19 protein-coding genes and 1 rRNA gene are annotated in these 21,780 nt (G+C 54.4%); 10 read left to right on the top strand and 10 right to left on the bottom strand.

Annotation, left to right across the window (positions count from 1 at the left end; genetic code table 11):
- Nucleotide 1: 1 nt before the first annotated feature.
- From BT114_RS14340 to BT114_RS14320, 5 genes are all read right to left on the bottom strand, one after another.
- The gene (locus tag BT114_RS14340; RefSeq protein WP_072327189.1) at nucleotides 2–1,117 is read right to left on the bottom strand and encodes an NAD(P)/FAD-dependent oxidoreductase; all 1,116 of its coding nucleotides are present in this window, start codon (nucleotides 1,115–1,117) and stop codon (nucleotides 2–4) included.
- Between the two features lie 23 nt (nucleotides 1,118–1,140).
- Nucleotides 1,141–2,073, bottom strand: coding sequence for an oxygen-dependent coproporphyrinogen oxidase (gene hemF, locus BT114_RS14335; RefSeq protein ID WP_245770456.1), 933 nt, complete (start codon nucleotides 2,071–2,073; stop codon nucleotides 1,141–1,143).
- 34 nt (nucleotides 2,074–2,107) lie between these two features.
- Nucleotides 2,108–2,707: an L-threonylcarbamoyladenylate synthase type 1 TsaC gene (gene tsaC, locus BT114_RS14330; RefSeq protein ID WP_084662306.1), complete on the bottom strand. Its 600-nt coding sequence runs from the start codon at nucleotides 2,705–2,707 to the stop codon at nucleotides 2,108–2,110.
- A gap of 87 nt (nucleotides 2,708–2,794) precedes the next feature.
- On the bottom strand, nucleotides 2,795–3,961 hold the full coding sequence (gene dprA / locus BT114_RS14325; protein ID WP_084662302.1) for a DNA-processing protein DprA: 1,167 nt from the start codon (nucleotides 3,959–3,961) through the stop codon (nucleotides 2,795–2,797).
- A 31-nt stretch (nucleotides 3,962–3,992) separates the two neighbouring features.
- Nucleotides 3,993–5,006 (bottom strand): LysM peptidoglycan-binding domain-containing protein, encoded by a 1,014-nt coding sequence (locus BT114_RS14320; protein ID WP_072327188.1) that lies wholly within the window; start codon nucleotides 5,004–5,006, stop codon nucleotides 3,993–3,995.
- Nucleotides 5,007–5,164: 158 nt separating this feature from the next.
- On the opposite strand from BT114_RS14320, the gene def reads away from it, so the two are divergent.
- From def to rsmB, 3 genes are read left to right on the top strand one after another with little or no spacing between them, the layout of a single operon-like run.
- On the top strand, nucleotides 5,165–5,671 hold the full coding sequence (gene def / locus BT114_RS14315; RefSeq protein ID WP_072327187.1) for a peptide deformylase: 507 nt from the start codon (nucleotides 5,165–5,167) through the stop codon (nucleotides 5,669–5,671).
- 3 nt (nucleotides 5,672–5,674) lie between these two features.
- Nucleotides 5,675–6,619 carry a methionyl-tRNA formyltransferase gene (gene fmt, locus BT114_RS14310; RefSeq protein ID WP_072327186.1) on the top strand — a complete coding sequence of 315 codons (945 nt, stop codon included), beginning with the start codon at nucleotides 5,675–5,677 and terminating at the stop codon, nucleotides 6,617–6,619.
- The gene (rsmB, locus tag BT114_RS14305) at nucleotides 6,616–7,926 is read left to right on the top strand and encodes a 16S rRNA (cytosine(967)-C(5))-methyltransferase RsmB (protein ID WP_072327185.1); all 1,311 of its coding nucleotides are present in this window, start codon (nucleotides 6,616–6,618) and stop codon (nucleotides 7,924–7,926) included. The genes fmt and rsmB overlap by 4 nt, the downstream gene beginning before the upstream one ends.
- Here the strand turns inward: rsmB and BT114_RS14300 are convergent.
- Both BT114_RS14300 and BT114_RS14295 read right to left on the bottom strand, forming a co-directional pair.
- Nucleotides 7,905–8,849, bottom strand: coding sequence for a lysophospholipid acyltransferase family protein (locus BT114_RS14300; RefSeq protein WP_072327205.1), 945 nt, complete (start codon nucleotides 8,847–8,849; stop codon nucleotides 7,905–7,907). The genes rsmB and BT114_RS14300 overlap by 22 nt on opposite strands.
- A 13-nt stretch (nucleotides 8,850–8,862) precedes the next feature.
- Complete coding sequence (locus tag BT114_RS14295; protein ID WP_084662300.1) at nucleotides 8,863–9,144, bottom strand: DUF2782 domain-containing protein; 282 nt, start codon at nucleotides 9,142–9,144, stop codon at nucleotides 8,863–8,865.
- A 123-nt stretch (nucleotides 9,145–9,267) separates the two neighbouring features.
- Here BT114_RS14295 and polA point away from each other — a divergent pair, with 123 nt between their 5' ends.
- The 3 genes from polA (at nucleotide 9,268) to BT114_RS14280 (ending at nucleotide 14,174) form a co-directional block, all read left to right on the top strand.
- Entirely contained in the window at nucleotides 9,268–12,021 is a 2,754-nt protein-coding gene (gene polA, locus BT114_RS14290) for a DNA polymerase I (protein ID WP_072327184.1), read from the top strand.
- Nucleotide 12,022: 1 nt separating this feature from the next.
- Nucleotides 12,023–12,310 (top strand): 2Fe-2S iron-sulfur cluster-binding protein, encoded by a 288-nt coding sequence (locus BT114_RS14285; protein WP_072327203.1) that lies wholly within the window; start codon nucleotides 12,023–12,025, stop codon nucleotides 12,308–12,310.
- 235 nt (nucleotides 12,311–12,545) lie between these two features.
- Nucleotides 12,546–14,174, top strand: a complete 1,629-nt coding sequence (locus tag BT114_RS14280; RefSeq protein ID WP_072327183.1) for a methyl-accepting chemotaxis protein — start codon at nucleotides 12,546–12,548, stop codon at nucleotides 14,172–14,174.
- Nucleotides 14,175–14,265: 91 nt separating this feature from the next.
- On the opposite strand, the gene fabV is transcribed toward BT114_RS14280, so the two are convergent.
- Nucleotides 14,266–15,474, bottom strand: coding sequence for an enoyl-ACP reductase FabV (gene fabV / locus BT114_RS14275; protein WP_072327182.1), 1,209 nt, complete (start codon nucleotides 15,472–15,474; stop codon nucleotides 14,266–14,268).
- A 184-nt stretch (nucleotides 15,475–15,658) separates the two neighbouring features.
- Between fabV and BT114_RS14270 the strand changes: the two genes are divergently transcribed.
- From BT114_RS14270 to BT114_RS14260, 3 genes are all read left to right on the top strand, one after another.
- The gene (locus BT114_RS14270) at nucleotides 15,659–16,090 is read left to right on the top strand and encodes a hypothetical protein (RefSeq protein ID WP_072327181.1); all 432 of its coding nucleotides are present in this window, start codon (nucleotides 15,659–15,661) and stop codon (nucleotides 16,088–16,090) included.
- Between the two features lie 100 nt (nucleotides 16,091–16,190).
- Nucleotides 16,191–16,619, top strand: coding sequence for a TraR/DksA C4-type zinc finger protein (locus tag BT114_RS14265; RefSeq protein WP_072327180.1), 429 nt, complete (start codon nucleotides 16,191–16,193; stop codon nucleotides 16,617–16,619).
- A gap of 133 nt (nucleotides 16,620–16,752) precedes the next feature.
- Nucleotides 16,753–19,176 carry an AsmA family protein gene (locus BT114_RS14260; RefSeq protein WP_072327179.1) on the top strand — a complete coding sequence of 808 codons (2,424 nt, stop codon included), beginning with the start codon at nucleotides 16,753–16,755 and terminating at the stop codon, nucleotides 19,174–19,176.
- Between the two features lie 8 nt (nucleotides 19,177–19,184).
- Here BT114_RS14260 and BT114_RS14255 read toward each other — a convergent pair whose 3' ends face one another.
- Nucleotides 19,185–20,036, bottom strand: a complete 852-nt coding sequence (locus BT114_RS14255) for an AEC family transporter (protein ID WP_342715852.1) — start codon at nucleotides 20,034–20,036, stop codon at nucleotides 19,185–19,187.
- A gap of 116 nt (nucleotides 20,037–20,152) precedes the next feature.
- Here BT114_RS14255 and BT114_RS14250 point away from each other — a divergent pair, with 116 nt between their 5' ends.
- Entirely contained in the window at nucleotides 20,153–21,148 is a 996-nt protein-coding gene (locus tag BT114_RS14250; RefSeq protein WP_072327177.1) for a zinc-dependent alcohol dehydrogenase family protein, read from the top strand.
- Nucleotides 21,149–21,469: 321 nt separating this feature from the next.
- On the opposite strand, the gene rrf is transcribed toward BT114_RS14250, so the two are convergent.
- Nucleotides 21,470–21,585 (bottom strand): 5S ribosomal RNA (gene rrf / locus BT114_RS14245).
- Nucleotides 21,586–21,780 lie beyond the last annotated feature (195 nt).

Below are 21,780 nucleotides of genomic sequence, written 5' to 3'. Positions count from 1 at the left end.
ATCAGGCTCCTGTATTTAATAAGCGGGCACTCACCACTTCGGCCAGTGCCAGACAGGCAGTCAGTCCGGGTGACTCGATACCGAACAGATGCATCACCCCGTCACAACCATGCAACCGGGCATCTGCCAGCAGAAAGTCTGCAGCCTCCACACCCGGTGCAGTAATCTTGGGACGCACCCCGGTATAATCAGGCTGCAGTGCATTGCTGTCCAGTACTGGCCAATAAGCGCGTATGGCCTCAGCAAAGGCCTCTTTACGTGACACATCCACCCGGTAGTCAATCACCGATGCATCCGGGATATCCAGCCACTGCACATCCGGCCCGAAGCGGGCGCGCCCCTGCAGGTCCAGCGTCAGATGAATGCCCAGTCCAGCCTGTTCAGGCAGGGGATAAATCAGGTGTTGGAAAGGGTTTTTACCACTGAGTGAAAAATAATTGCCTCGCGCAAAAGCGGGTACCGGTATCCAGTCTGCAGCACCGTGTAACTGTCGCGCCAGCGCCGGAGCATGCAAACCGGCAGCATTCACCACCAATGCGGCCTGAACATCATAACCATCCAGTTGCAACACCCGTTGTTGCGGGTTGATCTGGCCACCGGTCACCGGATTGGCCGTCACCAGCTGACCACCGGCCGCTTCCAGATCAGCCAGCAGGGCCTGCATCAGGCTGTGACTGTCAACAATGCCGGTGGAGGGTGACAAGAGTGCCGCTTCAGCGCGAAGTTCAGGCTCGATAGTCTGCAGTTCCGCCTTGTCCAGCCAGGTCAGGGGAACACAGGCATTGTTGGTTGCTTGCTGCTGCAAGGCCTGAAGTTGTGATAGCTGGTTGACGTCGGTGGCCACCACCAACTTGCCGCAGGCCTGGTGAGGAATGGCTCGCTCGCGGCAATAGTCATACAGCAGGCGATTGCCTCGGACACAGGTCTGGGCCTTGAGTGAACCCTGAGGGTAATAGAGTCCGGCATGGATGACTTCGGAATTGCGAGCGCTGGTTTCTTCCCCGAAGCGGGTGTTTTTTTCCAGTACCAGCACTTCACGCCCTGCCTGGGCCAGGTTTCGTGCGATTGCCAACCCGACCACACCGGCTCCGATCACCACGGCATCCAGTTGTTCCATAGGTTTTTAACCTGTTGTTGTTTTTATGGTTCAGCAGCCAGCCAATCACGCGGGCGCAGAAAGTCACGGTAGAGTTTTTCTTCCACCGAGCCTGGCTCCGGTTTCCAGTCATAACCCCAGCGCACCTGAGGAGGCAAGGACATCAGAATGGATTCCGTACGACCGCCACTTTGCAGGCCAAACAGGGTGCCACGATCCCAGACCAGGTTGAACTCCACGTAACGCCCACGTCGGAATGCCTGGAACTCACGCTCGCGCTCACCGTAAGGCATGTCTCGACGCTTTTCGATGATCGGTTGGTAAGCAGGCATATAGCTGTTGCCGATGGCCTGCATAAAGGCAAAACACCGCTCAAAATCAGGCTGGTTCAGATCATCAAAAAACAGGCCACCCACACCACGCGGTTCATTGCGGTGTTTCAGGTGAAAGTACTCATCACACCATTGTTTGTAACGCGGATAAACCTCCGGTCCAAAGGGTGCACAGGCATCCCTTGCCACCTGATGCCAGTGCACCACGTCTTCCATAAAGGGGTAATAGGGTGTCAGGTCATAACCACCGCCAAACCACCAGACGGGTTCACTGCCGGGCTTTTCAGCGATGAAAAAACGCACATTGGCATGAGAGGTGGGAATATAGGGGTTACGCGGGTGAATCACCAGTGACACACCCATGGCCTGAAAGCTCCGCCCGGCCAGCTCCGGTCGGGCAGCAGTGGCAGAAGCAGGCAGCTGATCGCCAAAAACATGGGAGAAGTTGACACCACCCTTTTCGATCAATGCACCTTCCTGCAGCACCCGGGTACGTCCACCACCACCACCGGGGCGTTCCCAGCTGTCTTCCAGAAAAGACTGACCATTCAGGGATTCAAGCTGAGTACAGATGGAATCCTGCAAACCCAGCAGATAGTTTTTGACGGCGGCTGTATCCACAGCAGCCGGTAAGGATTCAGACAAAACACCTTCTCCTGTGATTCAGTTGAGTGCTGCGTCAGGCGCGCAGCACTTCACCGGTGGCAAGATCCGTGATGCGACTTGGCCGCTCCAGCCCCCCCAGCGGACCATCCAATACAGCGTCAACATCCTGTCCAAAAGCGGCCATCACTTCCTGATGGGTACACAAGGGCGGCTCTCCCGCCATATTTGCCGAGGTGGAGACCAGTGGGCCACCAAAGGCTTCACAAAGCGCCACCACCCAGGGATGATCAGTCACCCGCAAAGCCACCTTGGTGTGTTTGCCGCGAATCAGCTCCGGGGTATAACCATTGTCTTCAACCAGCCAGGTTTGTGGGCCTGGCCAGCTCTGTTGCAGCTGCAGCTTGTGTTCAGCACTCAGGCCCGTCAGCCAGGGTTTTAACTGCTCCATGGATGCAGCAATCAGAATCACGCCTTTGGAGGGGTCACGTTGCTTCAGCAGCAATAAACGCTGAACAGCACGACTGTTAAAGGGGTCACAACCCAGTCCCCAGACAGCCTCGGTCGGATAGGCCACCACGCCGCCCTGCCTCAGCACGGCAGCCGCTTCCCTGATGGCTGCCTGATCCACTTCTGTCAGTTTAACGGAAGTGGAAACAGCATTTTCAGATGACATGATTTTCACTCAACACTTCAGGAACAAAACCGGGAATCTCCGGCAAGTCGACAAGGAATGGCACGTTACCCCAGACCCGCACCGGACTCAAGCACTTCGACACCAGCCGCCGGGGCACTGTTCAATCAGCCCATCCAGTTCCAGCTCCTGCAACAGCGCCAGGCCCTCGGCAGTCTCACAATCCAGCTGTAACAATAACTGATCTGCGGTCTGCGGCACATCACTGATCAGTTGATAAAGGGGTTGCAGGTGTTTTGAAACCCCAGATTCTGAAACCCCGGACCCGGCAACAAAGGGTGACAAACCATCAGTTGCCTGAATGATCTGTTGAAGGGGTAGTCGCAGCTCTGCCAGCACCTCATCCGGATGAGTCACCAGTGCGGCCCCCTGACGGATCAATTGATGGCAACCCTCACTCTGTTTCCTGCGCACCGAACCAGGAATCGCCATCACTTCACGCCCCTGCTCCAGCGCATGGCGTGCACTGACCAGTGAACCACTGCGCAGCGCAGCCTCCACCACCAGCACCCCCAGAGACAGACCAGTCACAATGCGGTTGCGCGCCGGAAAGTTGCGCGGCAACGGGGAAGCACCCAGAGGATACTCCGATAACAAAGCTCCCTGCTCACAAACTCGCTCTGCCAACGACTTATGTTCCGGAGGATAGATTTGATCCAGGCCTTGCGCCAATACCGCAAAGGTTGCGCCACTGGCTCCTCGCTCACGAGCATCCAGCACCCCTTGATGAGCATAAGCATCCACACCACGTGCCAGACCGCTGATGATGTTCAGCCCCTGATGGGCCAGATGGGCTGACCAGTGGCTGGCATTATGCCGCCCTTCCGGGGTGACATTGCGGCTACCCACTACGGCCAGGGCGGGCGAATCAAGCGCTTGATGCTGACCGGAAACACAAAGTAATAAAGGCGGGTCAGCAATCTCAGCCAGGCATTCAGGCTGCTGCTCTGGTGTTAACAACCAATGTTTCGGATGTTCAGCCCATAACAAGTGCCGATGAATCTGATCAGCAAAAGGCAGACGCCAGGGGTCGTGCAAAGCCTGTCTGCACAGGGCAGCCAACTGCGGCTGAACGCGTGGAAAGGATGACAGGGCTTGCAACAAGGCATGCGGATCTGCAGCCGCTGAAGGCTCCAGTTGCTGCCGTATTTGCGCGATACGACGCTGATTGTGGCCAGGCAGCAGCCACAGGATCAGGTGCGGCAAGAGTTGTTCGACATCCCTGTCGTGCGGCATCAGCCCTCCTGGCTAAAAGAAAAGCGTGCGGTCAGCGACGTGGCCCCTGCCGGAAGGCATCACCAGGCGCCATCGGCTGATGCGACTGCAATACCAGTGCAAAGCTGACATGGTCAAAAGTACGATAAACCATGGCCAGACCACGCGGATTCTCAGCAGCAAACACCACTTCTCCAGTCTGAGGGTTACGCACTCGGCGGCCAGGTGCCAATACTTCCACCATATGGCCGGGCTGCAGTTGTTCACTGCCCAGATCCAGCATGATCGGTTGATAAGGGCCTATCAGCTGCTGCTCACTCGCAGCCAACGCCCTCAATACCATGCCATGTAACGCAACTGCCGGTGGGCGCGGCTGAAAACCGGCATCAAAGGGTGAGTCGGTAAACGGCAGCAGTCGGTCACCCACACGGATCTCTTCCTGACTTTCAACAATTCTGAAGCTGGCCATACGATCTTCATCGGAAACCAGATAAGCCACACCGATGGCACGAGCCTTGAATCCGAGGTGCTGACGGGTGACTGGATGGCGTATTTCCTCCAGATCACGATAAATACCGTAACGGGTAACGCCCGCTGTCAGACTCCCTAAAACCTGGACCTGATCACCCCGTCCTGCAAGGGTTCGCTCTTCGCTCAGGCCAACAATGTACAAGGCATCTTCAAAATCAGGACGATCAATCATCACGTCTCGATTGAGAAAAGCATCAACCTGCTCCAGCGGCATGAAGGGGATGGGTTCCTGCAAGGTCATGATGCGTAAACGGGGTCGCAGTTGCACAACTGTGCGGCCATCCACTTGCAGTAACTCAATAATGTCGCCGGGATACAGCAAGTGAGGGTTTTGTACCTGAGGGTTGGCACGCCAGAGATGCGGCCACATCCAGGGATCATCCAGAAAGCGTTCCGCAATCGACCAGAGGGAGTCACCACGCTGAACTTCGTAGCGTTTGGGCGCATCTACCTTTAAACTGGTCGCCTGAACCATCATGGAAAAGCCAGCAACCACAACCAGCAACAACAGACGGCGAAATCCTAATGTGAACATAATTTTACCCGTTGTGAATCCAAACTCTCAGGCCCCGGAACAGTCCAAGCCTCCATGCACTTACTTTAAGTTACACTTTGCCTGAAAGCTTGAAACGCGGCAAGTACATTTACTTGCATTTATCCGGCAAATGCCTTTTTTGAACCCAGAGACAAACCATGAGCTTGCTGACCATTCTCGAATATCCAGATCCGCGCCTGCGCATCAAGGCCACTCCACTGACCGAAGCAGATTTCACTCCAGCTCTGCAACAACAGATCGACGACATGTTTGAAACCATGTATGACGCGCCCGGCATTGGCCTTGCAGCTACACAGGTGGACTTCCATCGGCAACTGATTGTGATTGATGTTTCGGAAGAAAAAAATCAGCCGCTGGTACTGATCAATCCTGAGTTCACACCGCTGGATCCAGCCTGCGAGCTGATGCAGGAAGGCTGCCTCTCAGTACCGGAATACTACGCTGATGTTGAGCGCTATATCAGGATCCAGGTCAAAGGACTGGATCGTCATGGCAAGCCGTTGTCCTTTGAATGTGATGGCTTGCTGGCTCACTGCGTGCAACACGAAATTGACCATTTGAAAGGCATCGTGTTTGTCGACTACCTCTCCCGCCTGAAACAGGATCGGGTTCGCAAAAAATTGATGAAACGCCTGAAGGCCTGACCGATGCGTATTGTTTTTGCCGGCACTCCGGAATTTGCTGCCACCTCACTCAAAGCAGTGTTGGCTGCGTGTGACACCAACCACCAAGTGGTGGCTGTTTATACCCAACCGGATCGGCCCGCTGGTCGTGGTCGCAAATTAAAACCCAGTCCGGTCAAGGAACTGGCGCTACAACATCAGTTACCGGTGTATCAGCCCCTGAGCCTGAAGGATGAAGCTGCACAAGCTGAGCTGCGTGCCTTGCAACCCGACTTGATGATTGTGGTTGCCTACGGCCTGTTGCTGCCTCAGGCAGTGCTGGATATTCCCACGCTCGGCTGCATTAATGTGCACGCCTCACTGCTGCCACGCTGGCGTGGTGCCGCCCCTATTCAACGGGCACTGTTGGCAGGTGATTCCGCAACCGGGGTTACCCTGATGCAAATGGATGCAGGCCTGGATACCGGCGCAATGTTATTAAAAACACACTGCCCCATCACTGCAACAGACACCAGCGCCAGCCTGCATGACAAACTGGCCATCCAGGGCGGTGAAGCCCTGCAACAGCTTTTGCAACAGCTTGACCAGTACCAGGCCACTGCGGAGACACAAAACCCGGCCGAAGCCTGTTATGCCGCCAAGCTCAGCAAGGAAGAAGCACGGGTAAGCTGGCCACGCCCTGCAACTGAACTGGATCGGACTGTAAGAGGTTATAACCCCTGGCCGGTGGCATGGTTTACCGAAGGTGATGACGTGATCCGTATCTGGCAGGCAAAACCCCTGAATATAGAACACAATGCTCAACCTGGCACACTACTGGATATCGAAAAAGACGGCCTGATCGTGGCCTGCGGTGAAGGCTGCCTTAAGCTGACCCAACTGCAACTGCCCGGTGGTCGCCAGATGAATGTGACTGATCTGCTGAATGGTCACCCCGAACGCTTTGCAGCGGGGCAGCTTTTTGCATGAATGATGGCGTCCAACCGCGACTGCGGGCAGTCAAAGCCCTGCTACCCGTACTGCAACAAAAGGCTTCACTGAGCAGTAGCCTGCCACGTGCTCAACAAGGGCTTAACAACGAAGATGCCGCCCTGACCCAGGCGCTGGCCTTTGGTGTCTGCCGCTTCCAGCCTCGATTGCAATTCTGGGCTGATCAGCTGCTGCAGCAATCACTGAAATCCAAAGACCTGGATGTGCTGGCGCTGCTGCTGATCGGCATGTATCAATTACAGGAAGGGCGTGTTGCTGACTATGCCGCCATCAACACCTGTGTTGAAGCTGCCAAAAAACTCAACAAACCCTGGGCTGGCAAACTGCTCAATGCTTGCTTGCGGCGCTTTCAACGTGAACAGGAAGCTCTGATACAACTGGCAGAAGGCAAAGAAACAGCTGCCAGTGCCTTTCCTGCCTGGTTGTTAAAACGCATCAAAAAAGCTTACAGCAAGGACTGGCGAGACATCTGTGCAGCCAGCAACCTGCAGCCACCCATGACCCTGCGCATCAACCAACGCAAGACCACCCGTGAAGCTTATCTGCAGCAACTGCAACAGCTCGACATTGTTGCCACAGCCACAACCTTCAGTCCCTGGGGCATCACGCTGGAGCAGCCAACACACCCGGCTTTGTTACCTGGTTTTGCCGAAGGGCATTTCAGTGTGCAGGATGAAGCAGCGCAACTGACACCTCTGCTACTGGATTTACAGGCAGGGCAGCGAGTGCTGGATGCCTGCTGTGCACCCGGTGGCAAAACGGCTCATTTGCTGGAAACAGCCGACCTGAATCTGCTGGCACTGGACGTGGATGAAAGCAGGCTGGGGCGAGTGCATGAAAACCTGCAACGACTGCAACTCAAGGCGGAAGTAAAATGTGCTGACGCTGCGGCAGTGGAGCACTGGTGGGATGGGCAGGCTTTTGATCGTATCCTGCTGGATGCCCCCTGCTCAGCCACGGGTGTCATTCGGCGCCACCCGGATATCAAGCTGCTGCGCCGCGACAGTGACATCAAGGAGTTGGCGGATATCCAGCTAAAACTCCTGCAGAAGCTCTGGCCGTTACTGAAACCGGGCGGCTTAGTGCTTTATGCCACCTGCTCCATTCTGCCGGAAGAAAACCAGCATCCGCTGGCCAGCTTCCTGCACCAGACCGCAGATGCGGTTCATCAGGACATTGAGGCTGAGTGGGGACAAGCCCTGCGCTTTGGCCGGCAGCTTTTACCCCAGCCACAGGGCCATGATGGTTTTTTTTATTGCCTGCTTCAAAAGCGCCTGGATTTATAGGGTTTTGGAGTGCCTTTCGGAACCCGCTTAAAACGCTTGTAAGCCCACTGATACTGCGTTGGTGCGTAACTGATGATCTGCTCTACACTGGCATTAACACCAGCCGTAGCCTCCTGCTCATCAGTAGAATAAACCCGTTCATCAGCAGGAATCAGGATCAGTTCATAACCCTCGCCACGAGGCAGGCGCTTGGCCAGGGCAGTAAAAACCCTGGCACCGGTCTTTTGCACCAGTTTTGGCAACAGGGTGGCCGTCAGCACCGGATGGCCATAAAAAGGTGCAAACACCCCTCCCTGCCCCCTATCCGGCACCTGATCTGGCAAGATGCCAACCGCTTCACCACGCCTCAAAGCCTTTAACAGACCGGCTACCCCTTTCACATCTGCCGGCACCAGAAAACCACCGGTACGACAGCGACCTTGCCGAATCACCGGATCCAGCTCACGAACTTTGGGCAAGGAATACATGCAGGTCAATGGAAAGCGGGCTGAGAACCACTGGCCGATCAACTCCCACTGGCCGATGTGGGGACCCAGCAGGATTACCGGTTGCTGTTGTTGCTGCAGCCGCTCAAGCTCTTCGGCACCCTGCACACTGCGAACGCTGGCCAGCACCCTATCTTTGGGCGCCATCCACATAAAGCCCATTTCCAACAGAGTGCGAGTGCTTTCTATCAGGGACGCCTTACCGAGCGACTTGCGCTCTGCCACGCTCAAATCAGGAAAAGCCAGCTTCAGGTTGGTCAGAGTGACACGTCGCTCACGCCTGGAACCACGCCAGATCAGCCAGCCAAGCGGCACAGCCAAGGCCTGCAAGGCTCTGAGCGGCAAATATGACAAAAGCTTCCAGCCGTTACGAATGAAAAAAGCCCTGACCGGGCGGGAGTACTTGTTCTTCTTGCTTTTTTTTCTGCCTGCTTTCACTTCAGACTGCACCTCACCAGCGGAACAGAATCCAGCTTGGAATCAACAGGCGACCACGCTCCTGACGATCCAGCTCACCATCACCTTCGGAATCCACCAGATAATAGGGTTCACCACGGGCCGGTATCACCTTGATGGCATACAGACGGCCATTGATGCGGTATTCTTCGATGGTTTTGTCACCCTCCTGACGAATGGTGATTTCCGGCTCCGGCGTATTGGCATGTGCCCAGCCAACAGAAAGCATCAGCGCCAGCAATAAAACCAGCAAGCCGGTGAGGCGTATTTTTTTCATCGGGAAAATCTCCGAAGGGTGCGTTGTCCGGCAGAGTTCAGTATCCTTTGATCAACAGCCTCTGCATCATCGGATTATTCTAACACATACCGGCATTTTGCCGCGGATTTCGGAACACTGCCCATGGCTTCTTCAACATCCCTGCCACCCCTGATTCTGGTCGACGGTTCGTCCTACCTCTATCGTGCATTTCATGCCTTGCCGCCACTGACCACCTCGCGTGGGCAACCGACTGGTGCCATCAAAGGGGTGTTGAACATGCTGAAAAGCCTGATCAAAACCTGGCCAGACAGCCCTATGGGGGTGGTGTTTGATGCCAAGGGCCCCACCTTCCGGGATGCCCTGTTTGCTGAGTACAAATCCCATCGCCCCCCCATGCCGGACGACCTGCGTAGCCAGATTGAACCCCTGCATGCTTGCGTGAAGGCGCTGGGGTTGCCGCTTTTATGTGTGGAAGGTGTCGAGGCAGATGATGTGATCGGCACCCTGGCCAGACAGGCCGCAGCCAATGGCCGTGATGTCATCATCTCCACCGGTGACAAGGACATGGCGCAACTGGTCTGCCCCCATGTATCGCTGGTCAACACCATGACCGGCAGCCATCTGGATGAGGCCGGTGTCAAAGAGAAATACGGCATCGGACCGGAGCTGATCATCGACTTTCTGGCCCTGATGGGTGACAAATCTGACAATATCCCCGGCGTACCCGGCATCGGTGAAAAAACCGCTTTGGCACTGTTACAGGGCATTGGCGGCCTGGATGACTTGTATGCCCGGCTGGATGAGATTGCCCAACTGGATTTCCGTGGTGCCAAAACCACTGGCAAAAAACTGGAAGAACACAAGGACCAGGCCTACCTGTCCTATCAACTGGCCACCATCAAAACCGACTGCGCACTGGATGTCACCACCGATGATCTGGACATTGCTCATCCGGACCGGAAAGCCCTGCAAACCCTCTACACCGAGTTGGAGTTCAAAAGCTGGCTGGCTGAGCTGCTGTCCGGTGAAGGACAGGAATCGGCGCCAACCACCTCAGCTGTTAACCCAACCACCCAACCACCGGACGAGACTCACTACACCACCCTGTTAACCCAGCATGAACTGGATCAGTGGTTGAACAAGCTGCGCCAGGCCGGGTGTTTTGCACTGGACACCGAAACCACCAGCCTGAACTACATGCAGGCAGAACTGGTGGGCCTGTCTTTTGCCGTGCAGGCTGGTGAAGCCGCTTACCTGCCACTGGCGCATGACTATCCCGGTGTACCGGAACAGCTGGATCGCCAGGCTGTACTCCAGCAATTGCAACCTCTGCTGGAAGATCCATCCATCGGAAAGATCGGTCAGAACCTCAAATACGACATGAGTGTACTGGCCCGTTATGGCATCACCCTGCGTGGCATTCGCTCGGACACCATGCTGGAATCCTATGTACTGAACTCCACGGCCACCCGGCATGATATGGATTCACTGGCATTGAAGTATCTGGGACATAAAACCGTCAGCTTTGAAGACATAGCCGGCAAAGGCGCCAAACAACTGACCTTTGATCAGATTGAACTGGAGCAGGCCAGCTTTTATGCCGCCGAGGATGCGGACATCACCCTGCGTCTGCATCAGACACTGGCTCCTCAGGTTCAGGCGGCCGGACGCCTGCAACAAGTGCTAGAGCAGCTGGAAATCCCCCTGCTCAGCCTGCTGTCAAAAATTGAACGCAACGGCGTCAAGATTGATGTGCTCCACCTGCAGCGTCACTCGCAGGAAATGGCCCGACGCATTCTTGAACTGGAGGCAGAAGCCCATCAACTGGCCGGACGGGCATGCAATCTGGGCTCACCCAAACAACTGGCCGAAATCCTGTTTGATGAGCAAAAGCTACCGGTGATCAAAAAAACCCCCAAGGGTGCGCCATCAACCGCTGAAGCCATTCTGGAAGAACTGGCACTGGACTTCCCCCTGCCGAAAATCATCATGGAGCATCGTGGCCTGTCCAAACTGCGTAACACTTACACGGACAAACTGCCGCAGCTGGTGGAGCCAACCACCGGTCGGGTGCACACCAGTTATCATCAGGCGGTCACCGCCACCGGGCGGCTGTCCAGTTCTGATCCCAATCTGCAGAACATTCCGATTCGCTCGGAAGAAGGACGACGCATCCGTCAGGCCTTTATTGCCGAACCCGGTTATCAACTGGTTGCGGCCGACTACTCTCAGATCGAACTACGCATCATGGCCCACCTCTCCGGCGATGAAGGCCTGTTGAAAGCTTTTGCCGAAGGTCTGGACATTCACCGTGCCACCGCCGCAGAAGTGTTTGGCACTACACCGGATCAGGTCACCGCAGACCAGCGGCGTAATGCCAAGGCCATCAACTTTGGGTTGATTTATGGCATGAGTGCTTTTGGTCTGTCGCGCCAGCTGCACATCGATCCCGGTCAGGCCAAACTCTATATCGAAAAATACTTTGAACGTTACCCCGGCGTGCGCCGTTACATGGACGCCACCCGCAGCCAGGCTGCTGAACAGGGCTATGTGGAAACCCTGGCAGGTCGGCGCCTTTATCTGCCGGAAATCCGTTCCAGCAACTTCAATCAGCGCCAGGCTGCCGAACGCACTGCCATAAACGCCCCGATGCAAGGCACCGCTGCAGACATCATGAAAGCCGCGATGCTGGCAGTGGATCAATGGCTGGAGGCATCCGGACTGGATGCCTGCATCATCATGCAGGTGCATGATGAACTGGTCTTTGAAGTGAAAGCAGACCAGGTGGATGCCTTGATTCAGGGCATCAAGCCCTGCATGGAACAGGCCGCACAACTGCATGTCCCGTTGCTGGTCGAAGCAAGCAGTGGCAGCAACTGGGATGAAGCCCACTGACATGTCACTGCAACTGAGCCAGACACCGCAACCCGGTGAGCTGCAATTGCACCCCGAACGAACCCTGCTGCAGACTCTGCAGCAGGCAGGTCATCCCTGGCGTGAGGCTTGCCGCAATGGTGTCTGTGGCATCTGTGCCTGCAAACTGCTGGTCGGAACCATTGATTATAAAACCCACCTACCGCGCGGCCTGAACCAGCTGGAGCTGGATGAAGGCCTGATCCTGCCCTGTATTGCCTATCCGACCAGCCAACACATGCAACTGGATACACCCCGTTATCCAAAATAATCACTAAAAACCGCAGCAAAACATCCCATATCGTCGGCTCCAAAAACCTTGGAAGCCTCCTTGCTAGTCTTTTTATGGCATTCAACCCCATTAAATTGACACGAACAGAAGTCTTTAAACAACAAATTGATACGCTTAACCAGCCCTGCCACCACTGTCTTGTGTCAAACTTCAAGCAGAAAGATATCCAGCAAAAGCAGCATTTGTAGCCTTAACCAAGAACAAGGAGTTTTTTATGAGCACTCTGCTGACGACCATCAAGGGACGTCTTTATCTGGTTTTTACGGTGATCTTTGCGTTGATGCTGGCGGTTGCCACGCTCATCACCACGGAAAAATCTTCCCTGCAAAGTACCCTCGACAATGCCATCCGCACCGGCAATATGATGGAAGCACTGGGCGACATCACCACGGCCTTGAACGGTATGGACGCCAGCGCCCAGAGTTATGCCAGCACCGGCCTAAGCGAGTATTACCAGCGCTTCCAGCAGCAGGAACAGGAATTGCTGGAGCAGATCAACTTCACTCGCCAGCAAACCAGCAGCGATCAGACAACTCGCCTGCAACAACTGACAGCACTGCAGCAGTCGTTTGATCAACATAAAAACCGCTATTACGCCCCTCTGCTGGAAACGGGTCATCAACTGGCCCGCAGTCAGCAGGATCCGGAAGCACTGCAACTGGCCCGCAGCATGCTCACCTCCCTGAACGGCATACTGGAGCTGGCCGACACCATAGAAGAGGAGGTTCAGGCCGCTTTTGAACGACGCATCACCCGTGCCGATGACCAACTGGACCGTCTGCAGTGGGTGGCCCTGGCCGCCGTTGCACTGGTACTGCTGGTGATCCTGCTGCTGGCCTTGCCGGTGGTGATCAGCATCGCCCGCCGCCTGGATGATGTGATTGAAGTCGCCGAGCAGGTGGGAGCTGGCAATCTGAGCAATAACATCCAGGTGACTGGCAAAGATGAAGTCAGCAAGGTATTGCATACTTTTGCCAGCATGCGCCAAAGACTGCGCGATCTGGTCCAGACCCTGCAGTCCCAGTCAGAACAATTGGCATCGTCCAGCAGCCAGGTGGCAGAAAGTGCCGGTGCCATCAGCCAGGCCACGGAAGAGCAATCCCAGGCCAGCGACCTGATCGCCGCTGCCGTGGAAGAGTTAACCGTCAGCATTGGTCATGTTTCAGAAAGTGCCCGCCAGGCCTTTGACAATTCAGAAGAAGCACGCAGTGCCAGTGAACGGGGCAGCAGCGTGATTCAGGCCACCGTCAGCAGCATGAATCGAATTGCCGAGGAGTCACTGGAAACTGCTGAAAAGCTGCATGAGCTGAACCAGCGCTCCACCAAAATTTCTCAGATTGTTGATCAGATCCAGGCGATTGCTGAACAAACCAACCTGCTGGCACTGAATGCTGCCATCGAATCAGCCCGTGCCGGTGAACATGGACGTGGGTTTGCAGTGGTGGCTGACGAAGTGCGCCAACTGGCACAACGCTCCAGTGATGCCACAGATGAAATTGCTACGATGGTCAGCGGCATCCAGACAGAAATCGAGCAGGCGGTCAGCTCCATGCAGCGCACCGTGGAAGTGGTTAACACTGGGTCCGAGCAGGCGGCTGAAGCAGGCAAGGTGATTGAAGAAGTGCGTAACGGCGCCATCTCAACCGCAGACGTGATCAACCAAACCTCCAGTGCCCTGGAAGAACAGACCGCCGTGAGTCAGGATGTCGCTCAGCAGGTAGAGAACATTGCCAGCATGACGGTGGAAACCGCTGCCGCTGCCACTCAGGCCAGTACTGCTGCTCGTGCACTGCAAGAGATAGCCGAAGAAATGCGCAGCTCAGTTGCCTGGTTCAAAACCTGAGCAGTACAGATCTGACACATCTGTGAAAGTGATAGTGAAAGTAAAAAGGGGCCAGATCGGCCCCTTTTCAGTTGCTACAACTGATCGTTGATCAACCAACATCCACGGCATCAAAGGCTACTTCCGTTGCCACATCAGCCTCATAGTCCACATCATCCCGTTCAAAACCGAACAGCTTGAGGAAGTCGTGTTTGTAACCGGCGTAGTCGGTCAGCTCAAACAGGTTATCATTGTTGACTCTGGCCCAGAGTTCCTTACAGGCATTCTGTACATCATCACGCAATTCCCAGTCATCCAGACGCAGACGACCCGCATCATCCAGATCCATGGCCCGACCATCCTCACGATAGAGTTGGGTGCGATACAGGCGATTCAGCTGCTCAATGGTACCCTCGTGAATGCCCTGACTTTTCATCACCTTGTAAACCAGCGCAATGTATAACGGCATCACCGGAATGGCAGCAGAGGCCTGGGTGACCACTGACTTGAGCACCGCCACATTGGCAGTACCACCGTATTTCTCAGACAGCTGACGGTTCAGCGCTGCTGCGGCACGGTCCAGGTCTTCCTTGGCCTTGCCCAGTGCACCATGCCAGTAGATCGGCCAGGTGATTTCGGTACCGATGTAACTGAAGGCTGTCGTTTTGGCACCCTTGGCCAGCACACCAGCCTGATCCAGTGCCTGCATCCACAACTCCCAGTCTTCACCACCCATTACACGGATGGTGTCAGCAATTTCCTGCTCAGTCGCTGGCTCCACTTCAGCTTCAATGATCTGATCCTTGTTGGTATCAATGGCCGTGGAACGATACACCTCACCAATCGGCTTCAACGCGGAGCGTTTCACTTCACCGGTATCCGGCAGTTTACGAACCGGTGAGGCGAGAGAGTAGATCACCAGATCCACTTCACCCAGATCAGCCTTGATCATCTCAATGGCCTTGGCGCGTACTTCATCCGAAAAAGCATCACCATTGATGGACCTGGCATAAAGTCCGGCCTTGCGGGCTTCCTGCTCAAATGCCCAGGAGTTGTACCAGCCGGCGGTGCCGGGTTTACGGTCAGTGCCCGGCTTTTCAAAAAACACACCCAGGGTTGCTGCCTGATAACCAAAAGCAGCTGTAATACGCGCAGCCAGGCCATAACCACTGGAAGCACCAATCACCAGCACCTTTTTGGGGCCACCTTCACTTACACCCTGCTGACGGGTCAGAGCGATCTGCTCCTCAACATTTTTGTAACAACCAGTCGGATGTGTTGTCGTACAGATGAATCCACGGTACTTGGGCTTGATAATCATGGGTTGGCCTCAATTTTTTTCGTAAGGGTCTGACAATTCAGCGGTGCACCATTATAAACACCTCTGCCGAGTGTCACACCTGCCGAATCACCAAAACCGGCGCAAGCGGGATTGTTTTCGGCTAACCTGTTGATATGATTTTTGTTTAACTCGCTTTAATTGGTCTTCTTCAGGGATTAAAACCATGCTGCAGCGTCTGATCTGTTTTTCTTTGTTGTCTCTCTGGCTGCCCTACAGCAAGGCAGTTGAGTTACCTGACTCTTTCATCCGGCTGCAACCCGGCAGTGTATTCCAGGGCGAGCTGGGGGAACGCGAAGTGGTGCGCTTCTATTTTGTGCTCGATCGCCGCTCAGATGTGCTGCTGGAAAGCAGCACCCCATCACGTACCAACAATGTATTTCCTGATGCCGTACTGTTTTATCCGGATGGCCGCGTTATCACCCGGGACTGGAGTAGTGGTGAAGGACGTAATTTCCGCATTCGCCGACAACTGGATGCAGGCACTTATGTACTGCGGGTGGAGGATGGGCGTGGCTGTGGCTCCCTGCATGGCTGCCCGGAAATCAATCGGCGCTACATGATTCATTTTGAAGTAACCGAGTCTTCGGCTTTCTGAACCAGATGATCCGTTCATTCATCGCGCAGGAATCACAGAACTGAGCTATAACCAGGACTGTAAAACAGACCTCGAATCACTGATCCGCAAGGAGAAGGCCATGAATAATCTGCCCATCATCAGTGAAGCCCAGTTACTGGCCATGCCTGATGACCAATACATGAATCCACAACAGCTGGCTTTTTTCCGTTCTTTGCTGTTGAACCAGCAACAGGAAGTGACCCAACACCTGGAGGCATTACGCCTGGCGATCAGTGAGCCAGCAGAGCAGGGTGACGATACAGACAAGGCCAGCCTGGAAGAAGAAAAGGCACTGTTATTACGCCAGGCAGACCGAGAAACCAGGCTGCTGAGCAAGATACTTCACAGCCTTGAACAGATCGAAAAAGGTGCATACGGTTTCTGCCGGGAAACAGGGGATCCGATTGGCCTGCAACGCTTGCTGTTACGGCCAACCGCTGAACTGTCACTGGAAGCCAAACAGCTGCAAGAGCAGAAAGAACAACAGTTTGCACATAACCGGGGGTAACAACTGTCCCGGGCTCTGTAAATTTTTGCTTACCGCCCCTGCAGATGGTCGATTTTATTCGTTCCATGGGTAGAATGGTCAGAAGCTGTGCAGGCGTGGCCTGCCCTTCAACTTTGTAAAAGGAGTTCGGCCCATGAGGCGTCTTTTGAAGTGGCTGCTGGTAGGTGTATTCAGTCTGTTTACCCTGGTGATCCTGGCAATTCTTGCTCTGGTTCTTTTTGTTGACCCGAACAACTTTAAACCGCGAATTGAACAGCTGGCTGCTGAACAGGCTGAAATTGACCTGCGTATGCCAGGTGATTTCAGTTGGAGTTTTTATCCTTATCTGGGTATTCAGCTAGGAGAAGTTCAGGTACGCCCCCTCTCCACTCCCGATGCCGAACCCCTCGCCAGCATGCAACAAGCGGCTATCGGCGTCGCAGTACTGCCCCTGTTGACTGGTGAAGTACGTGCCAGCCTGATTCACCTGATTCAGCCCGAAGTATTCTTGCATCGTAATCAACAGGGCGTTGCCAACTGGGAACTGATTCAGCAAAGCCTGGTAACCGACTCCACTGAAGATGCAGTCACTGAGTCTGTCACTCCTGAAACAGACCAGAGCAGCTCAGATCTTGCCATCAACCTGCTGATTGATGACATCTGGCTGGATCGGGCCAGAGTCAGACTGCTCGATGAAGTTGAAGGCCTTGCCCTGGAGCTTTCTGATGTCAGCCTGCGCATCAGGGACTTCAGCCTGGATCAACCGTTTAATCTCGAAGCAACGGCCAGACTGGCGCTGGCAGAACCTGAACTGACACTGGCGCTGGCGTTGAATACCGGCGTCCAACTGGATCTGGCAGGTGAAACTTACCGCTTGAGTCAGCTTGACCTTAAACTGGAAGCTGGTTTTCCTGAGCTGCTTGCTGCACCCATCAGCATGCAACTGAAAGGCGGTCTGCTGGCAAATATGCAGACGGGCAAAATTGAACTGCCACTCACGCTGGATCTCAGTGCGCCTCGCTGGGCTGATACCGAGCTTCCGCAGCTGGATGCAACACGCATCAGGCTCCAGGCCGGCCTGGATCTGTCAGCAGAACAATATCAATTGGAGCTATTTGAGCTCAGCTCCGGCGTAAGGCTTGAACCACAAGCCAGAATGCTACCCATGCAGCTATCCCTGCAAGCCCTTGCAGACCTTGCCAATCAACAAGCCAGCATCCAGCAATCCCTGTCTCTTGATCAGTTGCAGCAACAACTTCAGGTAAACGTCAGTCAATTACTCGATGATCCTCAGTTCAGTGGCAAGCTCCAGCTTGAAATCCCACAACTGCGTCAACTGCTGACGGCTCTGGGCATTGAACTGCCTGAAATGCAGGATACAACCACCCTCAGTCGTACAGCATTAAATCTGCAGTTCTCAGGTAGTACCGCAAAACTCCTGCTTCCTCAAATGCATCTGGTATTTGACTCCACCCAGTTCCAGGGACAGGCCGCGGTAGACCTTGAAAAGCTTGCCATCGTACTTCGCCTGGCCGGTGATGAACTGGATGCTGATCGCTATTTGCCACCACCAACTGATGAGGCTGTTGCTGTGGGAGCCGCTGAGGTTGAAGCGAGTGATGAGGAGCTACTGCCGGTTGAGCTTTTACGCTCTCTGAACCTGGATCTTGGTTTTACTCTGGACAAGTTGGGTATTGCCGGTTTGACACTAGAGAAGCTGGATCTTGCACTGCTTGCACAGGACGGTCTGATTCAACTTCAACGTGCCAACCTGGACTTGTATCAGGGCCAGTTTCGTAACCAGGCCACAGTGGATGTTCGTGATGAAACGGCACGCCTGCAATTCAGTACTCGACTACAGGACATGAATCTGCGCCCGCTGCTGAATGACCTTGAATTAGAGTCCATCCCCCTGCGAGGCGCACTGAATATCAATGGTGATTTCCGAACCACCGGTACCCGTATGTCGGAGTGGTTGGCAGGCTCCAATGGCAAGGGGTCATTACGCATTCAGAACGGAGCTATCACAGGAGTCAACATCTCGCGTGAAGTCTGTGTGGCTGCCGCCGGCCTGGATGGACGCACCAGCCAGCAGCAGTGGAGCCCCGATACCGAGTTTACCAGCCTGCTGGCCGATATCGACCTGATCAATGGCAAGCTGCACAACCGGGAGCTGCGGATTGCCATTCCCGGCTTTGAAGTTTCAGGTTTGGGTTATTACCACCTGGTTGATGAAAACTTCCTCTACAACCTTGGCATTCGCTTCACCACCGATGCGGATCAGCATGCTTGCCGGGTTAGCCCCAATCTGGCGCAAGTCCGGTGGCCCGTTGAGTGCCGTGGCTCACTGGCCGGTGAAACACCAGCCATCAGTTGCCGTCCGGATACACGAGCCGTCACTGATGTGATTTCAGGCATGCTGCGTGATACGGCACGGCGTGAGGCAGAACAAGCACGTGCAGCGGCTGAAGCCCGTGCCAGAGAAGAAGCAGCAGCCGCCCAGCGCAGAGCAGAACAGGAAGCTCGCAGGCGCATCGAACAGGAGGCACGTGACCGTCTGAGGTCACTGAGCCGTTAAATCCTTTCTCAGAACAATGCCAGCCAAAGTGCCGCAGGGATGAAGGCCAGGCTGGCAAAGTTTCCTGCCAGTACAATCGATGCAACCCGCTGTGGTTCCTGTTGATATTTCTCAGCCAACATAAAATTTAAAACTGCAGGCGGCAGCGCGGCAAACACCAGCAGGATACCCCACTGATCACCCGGCAAGGTCAGAAAGGGTGCCACCAGATAAGCCATCAGCACACCAGAAACCGGACAGGCAATGGCACCGATCACGCCCAGCTTCATGTCGCTCAAGTCCACATCCAGCAGACGCACCCCCAGTGCAAACAACATCAAGGGGATGGATATCTGCCCCAGCATTTCAATCGGTAGCGCCAATGAGCCCGGCATAATAAGCTCAAAGTGACTGAATACCAGACCGGCCAACGTTGCCAGCACAATGGGGACACGCAATAAAGAGCTGAAACGTGTTGAGCGATCCAGAATGTACAAACCCAGCGTGAAATGCAGCAGGGTCACAGTGATGAATACCGTCACGGCAGCAGGTAAGGCTGATTCACCAAAAGCCAGCACCAGCAAGGGTATTCCCATATTACCGGTATTGTTAAACATCATCGGAGGCAAAAACGTTCTGGCCTCAACGTGCAAGGGCTTTACCAACGGCCAGAGTAATAAGCCTGAACCAAGTGCAACCGCTGCAGCACCCAAAGCAAGATGCAAATAGTTGACCAGTTGGAAATCACTGCTTGAGAGCACAGAAAAGATCAATGCGGGTATAAAAACATCCATATTCAGCTTGTTGATCCAGGCCAGATCAGGCTTGAACCAACGTGCATAAACTGCACCTGTTGATACGATCAAAAATACCGGCAACACAATATTTGCTATGGTCAGAAACACAAGTAATCCTTGAACACATGATTTTGATAGCTACAGCAGCTAAACTTCAGTCACCCGCGACTCTAACTCCAACCAGAATAAAGAGCAAAATCATGAGAGCAATGGTCATCAGGCAACCCGGTGGATACGATGCATTTGAAGCAGCAGACATTGCTGATCCAGTTGCAGGTCCAGGGCAAGTTCGTATTCGCGTCAAAAGCTCCAGCGTTAACCCGTTAGAGCTTAAAATTCGCTCCGGAGCTGTACTGGCCGGCCCAGCCTTTCCTGCGATTCTAAATGCCGATGTAGCAGGTGTTGTGGATCAGGTCGGCAAAGGCATCAAGCACTTCCATATTGGTGACCAGGTGATTGGCTGTGCTGGTGGCTTAAAAGGCAATCAGGGTGCCTTGGCCGATCTCATGGTAGTGGATGCACGATTGATCACCCATGCACCTGACAAGCTTTCACTGGAAGAAGCTGGAGTGCTGCCGCTGGTATTCATGACTGCCTGGAGTGCACTGGTGGAACGCACAAATATTCAGCCCGGCGAAAAAGTCCTGATCCAGGGTGGCACAGGCGGTGTTGGCCACGTAGCCATCCAGCTCGCCAAGGCACGTGGAGCAGAAGTTCACACCACGGTTTCATCTGCTGAAAAAGCGGCCCTTGCCAGACAACTGGGTGCAGACGAGGTCATCAACTACAAGGAAGAAGCTGTCAGCGACTATGTTCAGCGCCTCACAGGTGGAAAAGGTTACCCGGTTGTATTTGATACTGTTGGTGGACGCTCGCTGGATGATAGCTTTCAAGCAGCCAGCCTGTGTGGTCGCATTGCATCGATCAACACACGCTCCAGTCATGACCTGTCACTGATGCATGGCAAAAACCTGACATTACACGTTGTATTCAGAGCACTGCCACTGCTCACCGGTATGGACATAGAGTCGGAACCAGCCCGTCTGGCCGCGTTGACACAACTGGTGGAGGAAGGAAAAATCAAACCGCTACTGGCCGCTGAACGCTTCAGTTTTCGCGATGTTGGTAGGGCTCATGCCTATCTGGAAAGTGGGCAGGCAATTGGCAAGATATTGCTGACCCACGAGGGTATTTAAGCCCTGAAATAAAACCCCGGTCATTGGCCGGGGTTTTATTGATCCATCGTTCGCAGTATCAGCGGTCTTTTTTTATCCCACTTTTTTATCCCACCCCAAAAGTAAAACCCCTCAAGCTTTCGCTCAAGGGGTTTTTTGAAAAGGCGCCTGACGATGACCTACTTGATTCGCACCCTCCCTGGCACTCACCCTGCGGGCCGTCCTTCGGCCGTTCTGATCGGTTCCAGACCGATCAGTCACATGGCATGTTCAAGTCGTCTTTTTCAGACGCCATAAAAAAATCCCCCTGGCTCACTGAGCCAAGGGGATTATCTTATAGGTGCCTGACGATGACCTACTTTCACATGGGGAGGCCCCACACTATCATCGGCGCTGATCGGTTTCACTTCTGAGTTCGGCATGGGATCAGGTGGTTCCCGGACGCTATGGTCGTCAGGCGTAACTGTTGGAGGTTGGCGTGTTTTTTGATACTTGTGATGCCTGTGCTGTTGTACAGCGACGCCAACATCCTTAAAAGGGGCAAGAACCGAGTTTTTAATTTACGCTTGCTTGTTAATGCTGCTTGTTGCTTTTTCTTGAAGCTTGCTGTGTCAAAGCGGGATCAGTCTCACTGTATCCGGTGTTTCGTTCAC

The sequence above is a fragment of the Marinospirillum alkaliphilum DSM 21637 genome (assembly GCF_900119735.1).
Taxonomy (GTDB): domain Bacteria; phylum Pseudomonadota; class Gammaproteobacteria; order Pseudomonadales; family Halomonadaceae; genus Marinospirillum; species Marinospirillum alkaliphilum.
Note: the sequence above shows the minus strand (reverse complement) of the source record. Positions and strands in the feature narration are given on the sequence as shown.